Here is a 16,051-nt window from a genome sequence, read left to right as displayed (position 1 = left end):
TCGGCCTGTCCGTCGACGTGGGCGTCACGTTCCCCGTCGGCCCGCTCGCCGTCCCGGCTCCCGTTCCGCACGTCGCCCTCCGCGGGGTCCGGCGCGGCGACCCGCGCGGACGCCCGTACGGAGGTCTGCGCGGAGGTCCCTGCGGCCCCCTGCCGGGTCTCGTCCGCCTCAGCCGGCACTGCGCTCCGCCGCCTCGACCACGTTGACGAGCAGCTGGGCACGGGTCATCGGGCCGACCCCGCCCGGGTTCGGGGAGATGAAGCCGGCCACCTCGGCGACGCCCGGGTGGACATCCCCGACGATCTTGCCCTCGGCGTTGCGCGAGACACCGACGTCGAGGACGGCGGCACCCGGCTTGACGTCCTCGGGACGGATCAGGTGCGCGGAACCGGCCGCGGCGACGATGATGTCGGCCCGCTTGAGGTGGGCGGCCAGGTCACGGGTGCCGGTGTGGCACTGGGTCACCGTCGCGTTCTCGCTGCGCCGCGTCAGCAGCAGCGGCATCGAACGCCCGATGGTGACGCCGCGGCCGACGACCACCACCTCGGCGCCCTTGGTCTCCACGCCGTAGCGGCGCAGCAGCGTCAGCACACCGTTGGGGGTGCAGGGCAGCGGGGCGGGCTCGTTGAGCACCAGGCGGCCGAGGCTGGTCGGGTGCAGACCGTCGGCGTCCTTGTGCGGGTCCATCAGTTCGAGGATGCGGTTCTCGTCGATGCCCTTGGGCAGCGGCAGCTGAACGATGTAGCCGGTGCACGCCGGGTCCTCGTTCAGCTCCTGCACGACCGCCTCGATCTCGTCCTGCGTGGCGGTGGCGGGCAGTTCGCGCTGGATGGACGCGATGCCGACCTCGGCGCAGTCGCGGTGCTTGCCGGCGACGTACTTCTGGCTGCCGGGGTCTTCCCCGACGAGGATCGTGCCGAGGCCGGGCGTGACGCCCTTCTCCTTCAGCGCCGCAACGCGGGCGGTCAGATCGGACTTGATCTCGGCTGCGGTGGCCTTGCCATCGAGAATCTGGGCGGTCATGACCCCATCCTCCCGGATGACCGCCCCCGTGTTCCAATCCGGGTCCGTCACACGGTGCCCACATCCGCCACAACAGCCGAAACCCCTGGATCCGCCCATGATCGGCGATGTTGCACTTGCACAACACATGCGGAATGCCGCTGGACAAGTAAGAGGCGTCTAAAGAACGATGAGCAGCGCAGTGTCGCGGGCAGTACCGGGGGGACGGACCGCATCTGTAGAACTTTCCTCCGAAACCGTGCCGCGCGTCGTCCCCGCACCTGGGCAACACGGAGGAAGGACCGCCATGAGTTTCGGCGACCCGAACAACCCCTACGGGCAGCCGCCCCAGCAGCCGCCGGCCGCTCCCGGTTACGGCTACCCCCAGCAGCCGCCCGGCGTCCCGCCGCAGCAGGGCTACGGATACCCGCAGCAGGGCTACCCCGGCTACGCCGGTGTGAACGCGATGCCGCAGACGATGCCGGGTCTGATGACGACCGCGCGGGTCCTGCTCTACATCGTCGCGGCCGTGCAGGTCATCCTCGGCTTCGTCGCGATCTTCGGGGCCGCCGCGGTCAACGACGTCTCCAACTCGGGCGAGGACACCTTCGGCAGAAACGGCTTCTCCGACATCGGTCACGCGTCGGCGGGCATCTTCTTCGTCGTCGCGGTGCTCTTCCTGGGCCTCGCGGGGCTGTCGATCACCCTCGGTGTGAAGTTCGGCCGCGGCGGCCAGGGCATCCGCATCACCACCATGATCTACGGCATCCTGGGCGCCCTGTTCGGCGTCCTCATCCTGATCAGCGCGGCCAGCGCCAGCTCCTCGGCCGCGCTGGTGTGGGCGCTGCTGTGGATCGGCTTCGGCGGCATCATGGCGGCGGCGATGATCGTCCCGTCCGGCGCCGCCTGGTTCAGCCGTCCGCGGTACTGACCGGACGACGCGCGCGGCAGCAGCCGTACCGGCACGTCCAAGGGCCGTGTCCCGTCCCCGCGCAGGGGAGGGACACGGCCCTGGTGCTTTCCCGCCGTGGCGGCCCGGGCCCGACACGGGCCGGACCGCCACGGCGGGGCCTGCGGTCAGTGGAAGAAGTGCCGCGTCCCGGTGAAGTACATCGTGACGCCCGCCTTCTTCGCGGCCTCCACGACCAGCTCGTCACGGACCGAACCGCCGGGCTGGACCACGGCCTTCACCCCGGCCGCGGTGAGGATCTCCAGACCGTCGGGGAACGGGAAGAAGGCGTCGGAGGCGGCGTACGAACCGCGCGCCCGCTCCTCGCCGGCCCGCTCCACGGCCAGCTTCGCGGAGTCGACCCGGTTGACCTGGCCCATGCCCACGCCGACCGAGGCGCCGTCCTTGGCGAGCAGGATGGCGTTGGACTTCACGGCCCGGCACGCCTTCCAGGCGAAGGCGAGCTCGGCCAGTTCGGCCGCGTCGAGCGCCTCGCCGGTGGCGAGGGTCCAGTTGGCGGGGTCGTCGCCGTCGGCCTGGAGACGGTCGGTCACCTGGAGCAGCGCGCCGCCGTCGACCGGCTTGACCTCGACCGGGTTCGCGGGGGCGCCCGCCGCCTTCAGCACCCGGATGTTCTTCTTCTTGGCGAGGGCCTCCAGCGCCCCCTCCTCGTAGTCGGGCGCCACGATGACCTCGGTGAAGATCTCCGCGACCTGCTCGGCCATCTCCTTGGACACCGGGCGGTTGACGGCGATCACACCGCCGAACGCCGACAGCGGGTCGCAGGCGTGCGCCTTGCGGTGCGCCTCGGCGACGTCCGCGCCGGTCGCGATGCCGCACGGGTTGGCGTGCTTGATGATCGCGACGGCCGGCTCGGCGTGGTCGTACGCGGCACGGCGGGCGGCGTCCGTGTCCGTGTAGTTGTTGTACGACATCTCCTTGCCGTGCAGCTGCTCGGCCTCGGCGAGGCCGGAGCCCGAACCGTCGACGTAGAGGGCGGCCGGCTGGTGCGGGTTCTCGCCGTAGCGCAGCGTGCTCTTGCGCTCCAGCGTGGTGCCGAGGAAGTCGGGGAACTGCGAGTCGTCGACGGGCGCGTAGGAGCTCGCGAACCAGCCCGCGACCGCCATGTCGTACGACGCCGTGTGCTGGAAGGCCTCGGCGGCGAGCCGCTTGCGGGTGGCGAGGTCGAAGCCGTCCTCCTTGACCGCGGCGAGGACGTCGCCGTAGCGGACCGGGCTCGTCACCACGGCGACCGACGGGTGGTTCTTGGCGGCGGCGCGGACCATCGACGGGCCGCCGATGTCGATCTGCTCCACGCACTCGTCGGCGGAGGCACCCGAGGCGACGGTCTCGCGGAACGGGTAGAGGTTGACGACGACGAGGTCGAACGGCTCGACGCCCAGCTCGGCCAGCTGCTCGCGGTGGCTGTCCAGCCGCAGGTCGGCGAGGATGCCGGCGTGCACCTTCGGGTGCAGGGTCTTGACCCGGCCGTCCAGGCACTCGGGGAAGCCGGTGAGCTCCTCGACCTTGGTGACGGGGACGCCGGCGGCGGCGATACGGGCGGCGGTGGACCCGGTGGAGACCAGCTCGACTCCGGCCTCGTGGAGCCCGCGGGCCAGCTCTTCGAGCCCGGTCTTGTCGTAGACGCTGACGAGCGCGCGACGGATGGCCCGCTTGTTCTCGGCGGTCACTGGATAACTACCTTTCGTCCCTCAATGCGATAGCCGTTGCGGGCGAGCCGCCCCACGACATCGACGAGCAGCCTTCGCTCGACTTCCTTGATGCGCTCGTGCAGAGCGCTCTCGTCGTCCTCGTCCCGGACCTCCACCACGCCCTGCGCGATGATCGGCCCGGTGTCGACGCCGTCGTCGACGAAGTGGACGGTGCAGCCGGTGACCCTGGCGCCGTACGCGAGCGCGTCCCGCACACCATGGGCTCCGGGGAAACTGGGCAGCAGGGCGGGGTGCGTGTTGACGAACCGCCCGCCGTACCTGGCGAGGAATTCCTTCCCCACGATCTTCATGAACCCGGCCGACACCACGAGGTCGGGCTCGTGGGCGGCGACGGCCTCGGCGAGGGCCGCGTCCCACTCCTGCCGGCTGCCGTGGTCCTTGACCCTCGTCACGAAGGTCGGCAGTCCGGCGCGCTCGGCGCGGGCGAGCCCCTCGATGCCGTCGCGGTCCGCGCCGACGGCCACGATCTCGGCTCCGTACGCCTCGCTGCCGACGCTCTCGATGGCGTCGAGGAGCGCCTGGAGGTTGGTGCCTGATCCGGAGACCAGCACGACCAGGCGCTTGACCACGGGCTTGGCGGCCACGATGGGGCCCTTTCTCGGGGAAGCGTTTGTACAGTCGTACGAATGCTTCGCGCTCCCGGATACGGGGAAGTCTACGAAGCGGCCGACCGCCAGCAACGATACCGGCACACGAAGCGGCCCCCACGGGACGGGGGCGTGGCCGGAAGGTAGCGTCTGGGAGGAGCGGGCTCGGGAACGCCGTCGGTCTGCGACGCGTTCACCAGGGAGACGGCTCACGGAGACAGCTCACGCAGGATCCGCCGCGCCACCCGTCGTATTCACCAACGCGACATCAGTCGTACTCACCAAGGGGAAGACGCTCACTTGATGCCGGACCGCAGCCAGCGACTCCTCACGCTCGCCCCGCAGTCGCCGCAGGGCGTGGTGCGCAGCGGCGTACTGCTGCGCGAGCGCCCCAGCTCGCCGCCCGACGCGCCCTCGGGCCGCGGCGGCGGTGGCGAGCAGGGCGGCGGCGACGGACCGGCCCGGGAGGACAACCCGTACGCGCCGCCGCCGGAGGGCACGCCCGACCGGCCGTGGCAGCCCCGCCGTCCGGCGGGCGGCGAGAGCGAGGGCGGCGGCTCCCCCTGGGGCGGCCACTGGAGCGACCGGCAGCCCGGCCGCTCCCAGGGCGGCTTCGGCGAGCGCCCCGGCGGCAACGACAACGGCAACGGGCCCGAGGGTCCGTCCGGCGGCGACCCCTCCTCCGGGACGCGCTGGGACCCGATGGACCCCGCCCAGCGCCGTGCGCGCTACGCCCTGCTGGGCGGCATGTGGGCCTTCTTCTTCGCGCTCTTCGGCTGGTCGTACCTGAGCCTGCTGCTCGGCGCCCTGGCCGTGTACTGGGGCGTCAGCGCCCTGCGGATCAAGCCCCGCACCCCCGACCCGAACACCCCGGCCCAGCCCACGACCGGGCGTCCGCAGACCACCGCCGCGGTGAGCGGCCTGGTCACGGCGTCGCTGGCCATCGCCCTGGTCGCGGCGGGCTTCACCGCCCAGCTCGTCTACCGCGACTACTACACCTGCACGAACGACGCCCTCACCAACGCGGCGAAGCAGTCCTGCAAGCAGCTTCTCCCGGAGGAGCTCCGCGGGGTGCTGAGCACCGACTGACAACCGGCCCCGCGTCCCCTGCCCCCCCCGCCTCCCCGGGCGGGGGCCGGGCGCGTGGGGAGGCGGGGTGCGCAGGAGTCGCGGCGGGCAGGGAGCCGTGACGGCAAGGGTGCTCACCGGGCCTGGATTCCCGACGGGCCGGGGCTCTCGGCGGTTCCCCGTGTCCGGCTTCAGGGGCGTGGTCCGGTGGTGTCGTCCGGTGGGCCGGACGCGTCCCGCAGCGCCGCCCAGCGTGCCTCGCGCGCCGCGTCGCCGTGCCAGGGTCCGGGCAGCGGCTCGACGGCGGGGGGATCGGCGGGGAGCAGGTCGTACGGGCTCTCGTCCTCGCGGCGCCGTGCCGCACCCCGAGCACTCCCCGGCTTCGTCCCGGGTCCTCTCGAACGCCGGCCCCGCGGCAGTCGGCCGGGCGCCGGGCGCCGCGGCTTCCAGAACCGGCGCCCGTGCGCGTCCCGGCCTTCCTCCGTCCGCCCGGCTTCCGCCGTCGACGCCCGCTCCGGTACCGGCCGGGGCACCGGCTTCGGCGCCTCCCCCGGCCCCGTCGGCCGGTCGGTCCGCGTGCGCCCCGGGAGGCGCGGCAGACGTCGGCGCGCACGCGCCCCCTGCTCCGTCTGCTCCGCCTGGTTCCCCTGCGTCTTCGGCGGCTGCCCGGCGGCCGTCCCTGTGCCCGTCTCCGGTGCCTGCCCCGGCTTCGGGGCCGGGTTCGGCTTCGGGGCCGGCACCGGGTGGGGCGCCGCCTCCGGCGTCGGGTGCGCGGACGGGTTCGGCACCGTCCTCGTCCTCGTGATCAGCCTCCACGTCCGCTTCGGCTTCGCCCCCGACGTCGACGCCGATGCCGACGCCGATGCCGGAGCGAGTACCGGTGCCACGGCGGGTACCGGGTCCGAGGCCGATGCCGGAACCGAGGGCGGCATCGGCTCCGGCATCGGCATCGGCGTCGTCCTCGTCCTCGTCCTCGTGATCAGCCTCCACGTCCGCTTCGGCTTCGCCCCCGGCCTCGGGGCGGGTGTCGGCGCGGGCTCGGCCGCCTCGGCCCGTTGTCTGCCGATCGTCGATTCGGAACCCCGCGCCGGGGCGGTGCCCCGGTTCCGCCACCACCGCGCCGCCAGCGCCACCGGCGCACCCACGCCCGCCGTCCAGACCAGCGCCGCGCAACCCACCTGCCACCACACCGGCCCGAACCGGGCGAGCGCGGCGACGCCGAGCGGGCCGCCCGCCAGCGCGGCCAGTACCGCGAGCGCCCCCGCACACAGCACGGCCGCAAGACCGGCCGAGGCCGCGGTCCGCTCGCGCGACCAGCCCCGGGTCCCCGGCCTGCGCAGCGCCGCCCTGGCCGTGAACCAGCCCACCGTCACCCCGGCCGTCACCGGCACCGCCGCGGACGCCCAGTTCAGCGGCGTACCCGGCCCGGCGTCCGGCACCGCGGCCAGCAGCGGGAACGGCGGGAACAGCGGAGCGGGTGCCGAGTGGACGGGGGCCGTGACATGGCCGACGCCCAGTGCGAAGCCGGGGCCGAGGGCGTACGCGGCCGCCCACACCACCGCGTTCGGCATCAGCGCGAGACACAGCAGCAGCACGGCGAACCGCCCCGACCAGCCCTCCGTGAGCTGCCAGAAGGACGCGCGCGCCGCGTCCCCGTGCCACACCAGCGACACCCCCACCAGCAGCGCGCCGCCCCCGAAGTACACCGCCGTCCCGGCGGCCGCGGTCCGTACGGCGGCGCCGAGCCGCGCCCGCGCGTCCGCTCCGAGGACGAGCCGCCGCAGCGCGCCCGGCAGCAGGGCCAGCATCCTGTCGACCGGCCGGCGGGGTCGCCCGTACGCCGTCCAGACGCCCGCCCCGGCCATCACCACGGCGACCAGCGGCAGGCTCACTCCCGTCGATCTCCACGAGGGGCGCAGATCGCCGCCCGCGGCATAGAGGGCGGCGGCCGCGCCGACGGCCAGGTAGCCGAGGACGACACCCGCCCAGGCCGTGTGCGCCGCGACCGGTGGCACGTCCGCGTCCACATCCGTGTCGCCGTCCACCGCGTCCCGTGCCGCCCGGTACACCAGCCAGGCAGGCAGGGCGCACAGCAGCAGCGGGGTGACGCCCACGGGGGCCGGGACACCGGAGAGGGTGTCGGTGCGGATCAGTTCGGCGCCGTGCGCCAGCAGCCACAGGGCGGCGGCGACGTGCAGGGCGCCCCCCGGGCCGCTGTCGGGATACGGCGAACTGATCCAGAGCACCATCACGAGCACGGCCAGTGCGCCGAGCCCGAGCCCCGCGGCGACGGCACCGCCCAGGAGGCTGGGGCCCAGTCCCGGCGAACGGTCGCGCATCCGCATGAGCAGGGGCGACAGCAATGATCGGCGAGCGGTCATCTGGATCACGTCGCCATGCTCCCAACGACACGCGCTTTACCGTCGTAACAGGCGAACCTCCGACGTGTCACTCAATATAAATTTATGTACTTTTTCGTACGGAGGGGCGTCCTGTGACACAGAGCCCTGCACCCCCGCTCCCCTCGCCGGGCGAACGTCGACGCCTTCGCGAGCAGGGCGCGCTGACGCAGGATCAGGTCGCCGCGCGGCTCGGCGTGCCCCTGAAGACGGTGCGGGCGTGGGAAGCCGGCCGCACCGCTCCACGCGGCCGGAAGCGGGAGGAGTACGCCAGGCTGCTGGCCGCGTTCGCGGAACCCGGCCCCGACATGACGGCCGGTCGGGGGACGGACGGGACCGGGACGACCGCGCCGCAGGAGCGGCAGACGTCCCCGGACTCCGAACCGTCGCGGGCCGCGCAGGCGGCCGGAACCCTGACACCGGTTCAGGCCTTCGACGCGCTGTACTCGTTCTGCGCCCCCGCTCTCGTGCGGCAGGCGTATCTGCTCACCGGCCGCCGCGCACTCGCCCGCGAGTCGGTCGAGCGCGCCTTCCAGCTCGCCTGGCAGCGCTGGCCCGAGGTGGCCCAGGACCGGGACCCGGCCGGCTGGGTGCGGGCGACGACGTACGAGTACGCGCTCTCGCCCTGGCACCGGTTCCGTCCGAGTCACCGGCGCGGCGAACCCCCGCCCGCCGACGCGGCCGACCGTGTGCTGCTGGAGGTGTTCCTGCGGCTCCCGCCGCCGTACCGCCGCACCCTTCTGCTGCACGACGGGGTCGGTCTCGGTCTGGCCGAGACGGCGGCGGAGACGGAGGCGAGCAGACGGGCGACCGCGAAGCGACTGCTGCACGCGCGCGAGGCCGTCGCGGCGCGGCTGCCGGAGCTCACGGACCCGTCCGGCCTGCACCGGCGGCTGACCGAACTGGCCGCCGCCGAACGCCTGCAGACGACCAGGCCGACGACGGTGCGGGTGAACGGGGAACGCAGGACGCGTTTCTGGACCCAGGCCGCGATCGCGTTCACGGTCGCCCTCATCGGCGTGACCTCCCTGACCCTGCGCTCCGCGCCCACGCGCTACGAGCCGCCCGCGCCCGCCGGGGAGACGGTCCAGGGAGTCCCGCCGAAGACGGCGCCGGGCCCGCTGTCGTACGAGCAGGTGACCTTGCGGGACAAGCTGCGCTCGCAGACGCAGAACGGACCGGAGCGGCTGGTGCCGGAGGTCCGGTGAGGGCGCCCGCCGCCATCGGCGCGGGGAAGGGCGACACGCCCGGTGCCCGGAGGCGGGGCGGCGGGCGACATGCGGCAGGGCCCGCACCCCGGTGGGGGTGCGGGCCCTGCCGCGGCCGCGACGCGCGGGGCGTCCGCCGGCCGGTGGTCCGGTGTCCGGTCAGCCGGCGAGGATCTCGCGCGCCAGCTTCGCCGTCTCGGTCGGCGTCTTGCCGACCTTGACGCCGGCGGCCTCGAGGGCCTCCTTCTTCGCCTGCGCGGTGCCGGAGGAGCCGGAGACGATGGCGCCGGCGTGGCCCATGGTCTTGCCCTCGGGCGCGGTGAAGCCCGCGACGTAGCCGACGACCGGCTTGGTCACGTTGGCCTTGATGTAGTCGGCCGCGCGCTCCTCGGCGTCGCCGCCGATCTCACCGATCATGACGATCAGGTCGGTGTCGGGGTCGGCCTCGAACGCGGCGAGCGCGTCGATGTGCGTGGTGCCGATGACCGGGTCGCCACCGATGCCGACGGCCGACGAGAAGCCGATGTCACGGAGCTCGTACATCATCTGGTACGTCAGCGTGCCGGACTTCGACACCAGGCCGATGCGGCCCGGCTTGGTGATGTCGCCCGGGATGATGCCGGCGTTCGACTGGCCGGGGGTGATGAGACCCGGGCAGTTGGGGCCGATGATGCGGGTCTTGTTGCCCTGCGACACGGCGTACGCGTAGAACGCGGCCGAGTCGTGGACGGCGATGCCCTCGGTGATGACGACCGCGAGGGGGATCTCCGCGTCGATCGCCTCGACCACGGCGGCCTTGGCGAACGCCGGCGGCACGAAGAGGACGGACACGTTCGCGCCCGTCTTCTCCATCGCCTCGGCCACCGAGCCGAAGACCGGGATCTCGGTGCCGTCGAAGTCGACGGAGGTGCCCGCCTTGCGGGGGTTCACGCCACCGACGATGTTCGTGCCGTCGGCCAGCATGAGCTTGGTGTGCTTCATGCCCGTGGCACCGGTCATGCCCTGGACGATGACCTTGGAGTCCTTGTTGAGGAAGATAGCCATGGCTGTCTGAGTCCCTCTTCCTTACTTCGCAGCCGCGAGCTCGGCGGCCTTGTCGGCCGCGCCGTCCATGGTGTCCACGCGCTGGACCAGCGGGTGGTTGGCGTCGGAGAGGATCTTGCGACCCAGCTCGGCGTTGTTGCCGTCCAGACGGACGACGAGCGGCTTGGTGACTTCCTCGCCCTTGTCCGCGAGCAGCTGGAGCGCCTGCACGATGCCGTTGGCGACCTCGTCGCAGGCGGTGATGCCACCGAAGACGTTGACGAACACGGACTTGACGTCCGGGTCGCCCAGGATGATCTCCAGGCCGTTCGCCATCACGGCCGCGGACGCGCCGCCGCCGATGTCGAGGAAGTTGGCGGGCTTGACGCCACCGTGGTTCTCACCGGCGTACGCGACGACGTCCAGGGTGCTCATGACGAGACCCGCGCCGTTGCCGATGATGCCGACCTCGCCGTCGAGCTTGACGTAGTTGAGGTTCTTCGCCTTGGCGGCGGCCTCGAGCGGGTTGGCGGACTCCTTGTCCTGGAGGGCCTCGTGCTCCGGCTGGCGGAACTCGGCGTTCTCGTCCAGGGAGACCTTGCCGTCCAGGGCGATGACGTCGCCGGAGGCGACCTTGGCCAGCGGGTTGACCTCGACGAGGAGCGCGTCCTCGGCGATGAAGGTCTTCCACAGGGTGACCAGGACGTTCGCGACCTTGTCGGCGACCTCGGCCGGGAAGTTCGCGGCCTCGACGATCTCGCGCGCCTTCTCCGGGGTCACACCCTCGTTGGCGTCGATCGGGGTCTTGGCGACAGCCTCCGGACGGGTGGCGGCCACCTCCTCGATCTCCATGCCGCCCTCGACGGAGGCGATGGAGAGGAAGGTGCGGTTGGCACGGTCCAGGAGGAAGGAGACGTAGTACTCCTCCAGGATCTCCGGGGCCGTCTCGGCGATCATCACCTTGTGGACCGTGTGGCCCTTGATGTCCATGCCGAGGATGTCCGTCGCGCGGGCGACGGCCTCGTCCGGGGTCGCGGCCAGCTTCACGCCGCCGGCCTTGCCGCGGCCACCGACCTTCACCTGCGCCTTGACGACGGACTTGCCACCGAGACGCTCGGTGGCTGCGCGGGCCGCCTCAGGCGTGTCGATGACTTCACCGGCCAGCACCGGTACATCGTGCTTGGCGAAGAGGTCCCTCGCCTGGTACTCGAACAGGTCCACGCGCTTCCGTCCCTATCAGTGATCTCGCGGTTCGTTGGATGCGTGGGCGTGCCGCGAGGGCAACGTGACGACCGCTGTGTCACAGGGGGTGCGCACACGGTGTCCGAGCGCGCGGCATGTCCGTCTCGCAGGTTATCGCCGGTTGCGGAGGGTCTCTAAATCGAGGGTCACACCGCAGCGGTGATACCTGTCACATGATGCCGTGTATGCGCCACACTTTGGCACGCCGTGCCGCGAAGGCGGGGTCTCACCGGGCTGGGGTTGACCCGGTGAGACCCCTGGAACGGACCCCGGAAGGGGCCAGGACGGCTGATCCTCTCCCCAATGAGGATCTTTCCGTCCTCCTCCGCCGGAACCGTCCCGGACCGACCGACGGCTTTCGGCCGTCCGGGTCCTTCGGTTCCGCGGAGTCGCTTGTCCCGCCGGGCGTGCATGCTCTGCGTGCACGCCCGGCGTGCACAGAACGTCCGGCCCACGATCCCGCGCGCCCCGCAGGCCGACGGCGCGGGAAGGACTCGTCCCGCTAGGCGGGGGACACGGGGATGTCCCGGTGCCCGTCCCCGGTCCCGGTGGCGTCCGCGCCCGCCGTGGGGCCGGACACGAACCACGGCGGAAGCTTCCGGTCCAGCGGGACGGCCCGCGCGTCGCCGTGGCGCGGCGACGCGTCGTCGAGGTCCGACCGGCCGGCCTGCACGCTGCCGGGAACACCGGACCGCGGCTCGTACGACGCGCCCGGCGCCCGGACACCGCCCACCGCGACCGCGGGGACGGCGGAGGCCGGTACGTGAGCCGGGGCGAAGGCGGGAGCGACGGAAGGGGCGGAGGCCGGAGCGGAGGAAGGGGTGGAGAAAGGGGCGGAGGTCGAGGCCGGGGCGAAGGCGGCGGCCGGTGCGCGAGCCGGAGCCGGGGCGGCGGCCCGGGAAGGTGTGGCCTCCGCCGCGTGCGCCCGCTCCCCGCAGAGGAACCCCAGCGCGAACAGGCCGCCCGCCAGCAGCACGCCTTGCAGCGCACGCCGCCCGGCCGCCGTGCGCACCACGCGCAGAGCGGCTCCGGACAGGACGGCCGGCCAGATCAAGACGGGGGAATCCTCGGATGCGGCGGAACGGGTGACAGGTGATCGGCGGCGTCGATCCTCGCACGCGCGTCCCGTCGTCGCGCAAGCCCCCTGTTACCGATGAGTAGTCATGTCCGTTTTCCGCTTCACCCGGTGTCCGGCACCGGGATCGGCCGTTTCTCGATCGCCGCCGCCATCACCTCCGGGAACAGGTCGGGTGTGCAGGCGAACGCCGGTGCCCCCAGTGCGGCGAGCGCGGCCGCGTGTTCCCGGTCGTAGGCCGGTGCCCCCTCGTCCGACAGCGCGAGCAGCGTCACGAACTGCACGCCCGACGCCTTCATCGCCGCGACCCGCTTGAGCATCTCGTCGCGTATCCCGCCTTCGTAGAGGTCGCTGATCAGCACGACCACCGTCTCCGCGGGCCGGGTGATCTGCGACTGGCAGTAGGCGAGCGCCCGGTTGATGTCCGTCCCGCCGCCGAGCTGGGTCCCGAAGAGGACGTCCACGGGGTCGTCGAGCTGGTCGGTCAGGTCGACGACCGCAGTGTCGAAGACGACGAGCCGGGTGCTGATGGACCGCATGGAAGCCAGCACCGCTCCGAACACGGACGCGTAGACGACGGACGCCGCCATCGACCCCGACTGGTCGATACAGAGGACGACCTCCTTCTTCACGGACTGCGAGGCACGTCCGTACCCGACGATCCGCTCCGGCACGACCGTGCCGTACTCCGGCAGGTAGTGCTTGAGGTTGGCCGCGATCGTGCGGTTCCAGTCGATGTCGTGGTGGCGCGGCCGGGTGATCCGGGCGCTGCGGTCGAGGGCGCCGGTGAGGGTGGCCCGGGTGCGGGTGGCGAGCCGCTTCTCCAGGTCCTCCACGACCTTGCGCACGACGGCCCGTGCGGTCTCCTTCGTGGTCTCGGGCATGACCTTGTTGAGAGAGAGCAGGGTGCCGACGAGGTGCACGTCGGCCTCCACCGCCGCCAGCATCTCCGGCTCCAGCAGCAGCGCGGACAGCCCGAGCCGGTCGATGGCGTCGCGCTGCATGACCTGGACGACGGAGGAGGGGAAGTAGGTCCGGATGTCGCCGAGCCAGCGGGCCACGGACGGCGCCGACGCCCCCAGCCCCGCCGCCCGGTCCCGCCCCGACTGCGGCCGGTACCCCTTTCCGTAGAGGGCGGCGAGCGCCCCGTCCATCGCGGAGTCCTGCCCGGACAGCGCGTACCCGGTGCCGTCGGCCTCGTCGCCGCCGAGCACGAGCCGCCAGCGCCGCAGCCGCTCCCCCGCCGGGTCCGCCGGGTCGGTCACCGTCATGTCCGTCACCGCCCTGTCCGTCACCGCTCGATCCGCGGCGACCGGATCCGTCGCAGCCGTCGGTCCGGTCGTCATGTGTCCACCCCCACCAGGTCGTTCGTCGGGCTGTCGGGTACGTGGTCGGCGGCGGACGTGGGGTCGGTGTCGGGGCCGGTGCCGAGGCCGAGCAGCAGCCGCACCACCGGCAGCACCGCGTCCGCGCGCTCGGTGTCCGGCCGCGGGTCGAAGCCGGGTATGCCGGAGCCCGGACCGCCCGCCGTCCGCCCCGCTCCTCGGGGCCCGCGCCGCACCAGCTCCCCGAGCGTCCTGCGCACCCCCGGTTCGTACGCCGAGAAGGTGCGCCGCAGCAGCGGCAGCACGTCCGTGAACGCCCGGGCGGGTACGGCGGTGAGCCATCCGTCGACCAGGGCGAGCAGCCGCTCGTCGTGCACCAGGAGCATGCCGCCCCCGCCGCCGGCGAAGCCCTCGATCCACGCGGCCGCGTCCGCGGGCGGTGTCCCCGGTGACAGGGCGAGCCCCATGAGGCGGGCCGCCTCGTCCTGGGCCAGCTCCCCGTCGTCCAGCAGCAGTCGCACGGCACGCCCGCGCACCACGCCGGGAACGGTGTCCCGTCCCGACACCACCCCGAGCACCCGGTGCCAGCGCCCCCGCAGGTCCGCGCGCTCGGGTGCGAGCACGTCACCCAGCAGGGCCACCGCCCCGTGCACCTCGTCGAGCCGGCGTCGCATCTCGTCGGCCGCGTCCGCGTCGAGTCCGGCGCAGGCCGGGGGCAGGCCGACGAAGATCCGCTCGGCGAGGCCCGCGGCGACCTCGGCGAGCGCCCCGGTGTCCGTACCGCGCACATCGCCGTAGCGCAGGGAGCGGACCAGGGCGGGCAGCGCCTGGGCGAGATGGCCCACGTCCGTGTCGAGGGCCGCGCGGTCGGCGAGGACCCGCATCACCGTGGGGAGCGCCGCGGGGAGGCCGGCCAGCAGACAGTGCTCGGCGAGCGCGGTGACATCGGCGAGGCTCCGCGCGCCGACGGCGTCGGCCCGGGCCTTGCCGGTCGCGGCGGCGAGCACGGTGGTCCCCCACACCCCGGCCTCGGCGACCCGCACGGACAGCTCCGGCTCCCAGCACAGCCGCCAGGTCTCCCGGAACGTGCCCGTGCTGCCCCGCGAGGCGGTCGGCTCGCCCCAGCCGACGTCCAGCAGCCGCAGCCGGTGCAGGAGGGTGCTGCGGCCCGCGTCGGTCTCCTTGCGCAGGTCGAGTTCCAGGTCCCGCGCCGACGCCTCCGGTCGGAGCCGCAGCCGGCGCTGCGACCGGTCGAGGTCGCGCTGCAACGGCACCGCCGGGGCGGTCCGCGGCACCTCGCCCAGGACGTCCCCCACCACCAGCCGGTCGTGCACCAGCGCCAGCGGCACGTCCGAGCCGTCGCACATCACCGCGCGCACGGCGTCCGTCATCTCGCTCAGTCCGGGCAGCGGGCGGCCGCGCATCGCCGCCAGTGTGTCCGCGAGCCGCACCGCCTCGATGACGTGCGCGGAGGAGACCGGCCGGTCCTCCTCGCGCAGCAGTCCGGCGACCCTGGTCATCCAGCGCTCGACCGGCCGGTCCGGCGCGGCGAACAGATGCCCGTACCAGCCCGGCGAGTCGACACCGGCGCCGTACCCACCGGCTCTGGAGAGGCGGCGGTGGGTCCACGGCACCCAGGTGACTTCCGTCCTGACCTTGGGCAGCCCTTTCAGCAGGGCCCGGTCGGCGGCCGCGGTGGTCCGCTGCCGGAGCGCGGGCACGTGCCAGGCGCCGCACACCACGGCGACACCGTCCCCGAACTCCCGCCGCGCCGCCCGCAGCCGGAGCCGCATGTGCGCCTCCCGCACGGGATCCCGGTCGTACCCCCCGCTGCCGTACGTCGCGCGCAGCGCCGCCATGGCCTCCTCCAGTGCCGTGAACGGTGCGAGCGCGTCGCCCTCCCCCGCGCCCCGGTGCTCGACGACGTCCTCCCACCAGCGCTCGGGATCGTCGTGACCGGCGATCCCGGCGAGCACGCCGAGGGGGTCGATCCGCAGATCGGCGCCGGGAGTGCGCCCCTCCGCCCCACCGGCCGCGTCGCCCCCACCGCCCGCGTCCGCACCGTCCCCGTCGGCCTCCGCCGGTCCCCAGGCCAGGGTGTGGGCGGCCGGGAGGTCGATGAAGCGGGCCGGCACGCCGTGTTCCAGGGCCCAGCGGATCGCCACCCACTCCGGGGAGAACTCCGCCAGCGGCCAGAACGCCGAACGGCCGGGCTCGTCGACGGCATGGGCCAGCAGGGCGACCGGCGGCCGCATGTCCTCGTCGGCGGCCAGCGGGATCAGGACGCCGGCCTCGGCCGGTCCCTCGACCAGGACCGCACCCGGCCGCGCGGCGTCCAGCGCGGCCCGCACGGCCCGCGCCGACCCCGGCCCGTGATGCCGCACGCCCAGCAGCAGTGGTTCCCGCCCGCCCCCGGTAGTCATCCCGCCCCTCCCCCTCG

The 16,051-nt window shown here is 73.5% G+C and carries 12 protein-coding genes; 3 read left to right on the top strand and 9 right to left on the bottom strand.

Annotated features, from left to right (window positions below):
- Positions 1–168: 168 nt before the first annotated feature.
- Entirely contained in the window at positions 169–1,023 is an 855-nt protein-coding gene (locus tag ACZ60B_RS01670) for a bifunctional methylenetetrahydrofolate dehydrogenase/methenyltetrahydrofolate cyclohydrolase (protein WP_469383307.1), read from the bottom strand.
- A gap of 286 nt (positions 1,024–1,309) precedes the next feature.
- Between ACZ60B_RS01670 and ACZ60B_RS01665 the strand changes: the two genes are divergently transcribed.
- Positions 1,310–1,933 (top strand): hypothetical protein, encoded by a 624-nt coding sequence (locus ACZ60B_RS01665; protein ID WP_469383306.1) that lies wholly within the window; start codon positions 1,310–1,312, stop codon positions 1,931–1,933.
- 146 nt (positions 1,934–2,079) lie between these two features.
- Here ACZ60B_RS01665 and purH read toward each other — a convergent pair whose 3' ends face one another.
- Positions 2,080–3,642 (bottom strand): bifunctional phosphoribosylaminoimidazolecarboxamide formyltransferase/IMP cyclohydrolase, encoded by a 1,563-nt coding sequence (purH, locus tag ACZ60B_RS01660; protein WP_469383305.1) that lies wholly within the window; start codon positions 3,640–3,642, stop codon positions 2,080–2,082.
- Positions 3,639–4,268, bottom strand: a complete 630-nt coding sequence (gene purN / locus ACZ60B_RS01655; protein WP_469383304.1) for a phosphoribosylglycinamide formyltransferase — start codon at positions 4,266–4,268, stop codon at positions 3,639–3,641. Before purN ends, purH begins: the two co-directional genes overlap by 4 nt.
- A 306-nt stretch (positions 4,269–4,574) precedes the next feature.
- Here purN and ACZ60B_RS01650 point away from each other — a divergent pair, with 306 nt between their 5' ends.
- Positions 4,575–5,360: a hypothetical protein gene (locus tag ACZ60B_RS01650; protein WP_469383303.1), complete on the top strand. Its 786-nt coding sequence runs from the start codon at positions 4,575–4,577 to the stop codon at positions 5,358–5,360.
- A gap of 170 nt (positions 5,361–5,530) precedes the next feature.
- On the opposite strand, the gene ACZ60B_RS01645 is transcribed toward ACZ60B_RS01650, so the two are convergent.
- Positions 5,531–7,720, bottom strand: coding sequence for a cell division protein PerM (locus tag ACZ60B_RS01645; RefSeq protein ID WP_469383544.1), 2,190 nt, complete (start codon positions 7,718–7,720; stop codon positions 5,531–5,533).
- A gap of 113 nt (positions 7,721–7,833) precedes the next feature.
- Between ACZ60B_RS01645 and ACZ60B_RS01640 the strand changes: the two genes are divergently transcribed.
- Positions 7,834–8,946, top strand: a complete 1,113-nt coding sequence (locus ACZ60B_RS01640) for a helix-turn-helix domain-containing protein (RefSeq protein WP_469383302.1) — start codon at positions 7,834–7,836, stop codon at positions 8,944–8,946.
- 159 nt (positions 8,947–9,105) lie between these two features.
- Here the strand turns inward: ACZ60B_RS01640 and sucD are convergent, their stop codons facing one another.
- The 5 genes from sucD to ACZ60B_RS01615 all read right to left on the bottom strand — a co-directional run bounded on the left by sucD (position 9,106) and on the right by ACZ60B_RS01615 (position 16,034).
- Complete coding sequence (gene sucD, locus ACZ60B_RS01635) at positions 9,106–9,990, bottom strand: succinate--CoA ligase subunit alpha (protein ID WP_469383301.1); 885 nt, start codon at positions 9,988–9,990, stop codon at positions 9,106–9,108.
- Positions 9,991–10,011: 21 nt separating this feature from the next.
- Positions 10,012–11,190: an ADP-forming succinate--CoA ligase subunit beta gene (gene sucC, locus ACZ60B_RS01630; protein ID WP_162469963.1), complete on the bottom strand. Its 1,179-nt coding sequence runs from the start codon at positions 11,188–11,190 to the stop codon at positions 10,012–10,014.
- 523 nt (positions 11,191–11,713) lie between these two features.
- Positions 11,714–12,265, bottom strand: a complete 552-nt coding sequence (locus ACZ60B_RS01625; protein WP_469383300.1) for a hypothetical protein — start codon at positions 12,263–12,265, stop codon at positions 11,714–11,716.
- Between the two features lie 125 nt (positions 12,266–12,390).
- A complete protein-coding gene (locus tag ACZ60B_RS01620) occupies positions 12,391–13,557 on the bottom strand; it encodes a VWA domain-containing protein (RefSeq protein ID WP_469383543.1) in 1,167 nt (388 codons plus the stop codon).
- Between the two features lie 71 nt (positions 13,558–13,628).
- Positions 13,629–16,034, bottom strand: coding sequence for a DUF5682 family protein (locus tag ACZ60B_RS01615; protein WP_469383299.1), 2,406 nt, complete (start codon positions 16,032–16,034; stop codon positions 13,629–13,631).
- Positions 16,035–16,051 lie beyond the last annotated feature (17 nt).

The sequence above is a fragment of the Streptomyces sp. NPDC104096 genome, from assembly GCF_055584385.1.
The sequence above is the reverse complement of the archived record's forward strand: the minus strand, read 5'-3'. Positions and strand labels throughout refer to the sequence as shown.

What these genes read in the sequence shown, in the direction of transcription:
- ACZ60B_RS01670 (WP_469383307.1), bottom strand. Translation starts at nt 1,023, where the DNA reads ATGACCGCCCAGATTCTCGATGGCAAGGCCACCGCAGCCGAGATCAAG.
- ACZ60B_RS01665 (WP_469383306.1), top strand. Translation starts at nt 1,310, where the DNA reads ATGAGTTTCGGCGACCCGAACAACCCCTACGGGCAGCCGCCCCAGCAG.
- ACZ60B_RS01650 (WP_469383303.1), top strand. Translation starts at nt 4,575, where the DNA reads ATGCCGGACCGCAGCCAGCGACTCCTCACGCTCGCCCCGCAGTCGCCG.
- ACZ60B_RS01645 (WP_469383544.1), bottom strand. Translation starts at nt 7,720, where the DNA reads ATGACCGCTCGCCGATCATTGCTGTCGCCCCTGCTCATGCGGATGCGC.
- sucD (WP_469383301.1), bottom strand. Translation starts at nt 9,990, where the DNA reads ATGGCTATCTTCCTCAACAAGGACTCCAAGGTCATCGTCCAGGGCATG.
- ACZ60B_RS01620 (WP_469383543.1), bottom strand. Translation starts at nt 13,557, where the DNA reads ATGACGGTGACCGACCCGGCGGACCCGGCGGGGGAGCGGCTGCGGCGC.
- ACZ60B_RS01615 (WP_469383299.1), bottom strand. Translation starts at nt 16,034, where the DNA reads ATGACTACCGGGGGCGGGCGGGAACCACTGCTGCTGGGCGTGCGGCAT.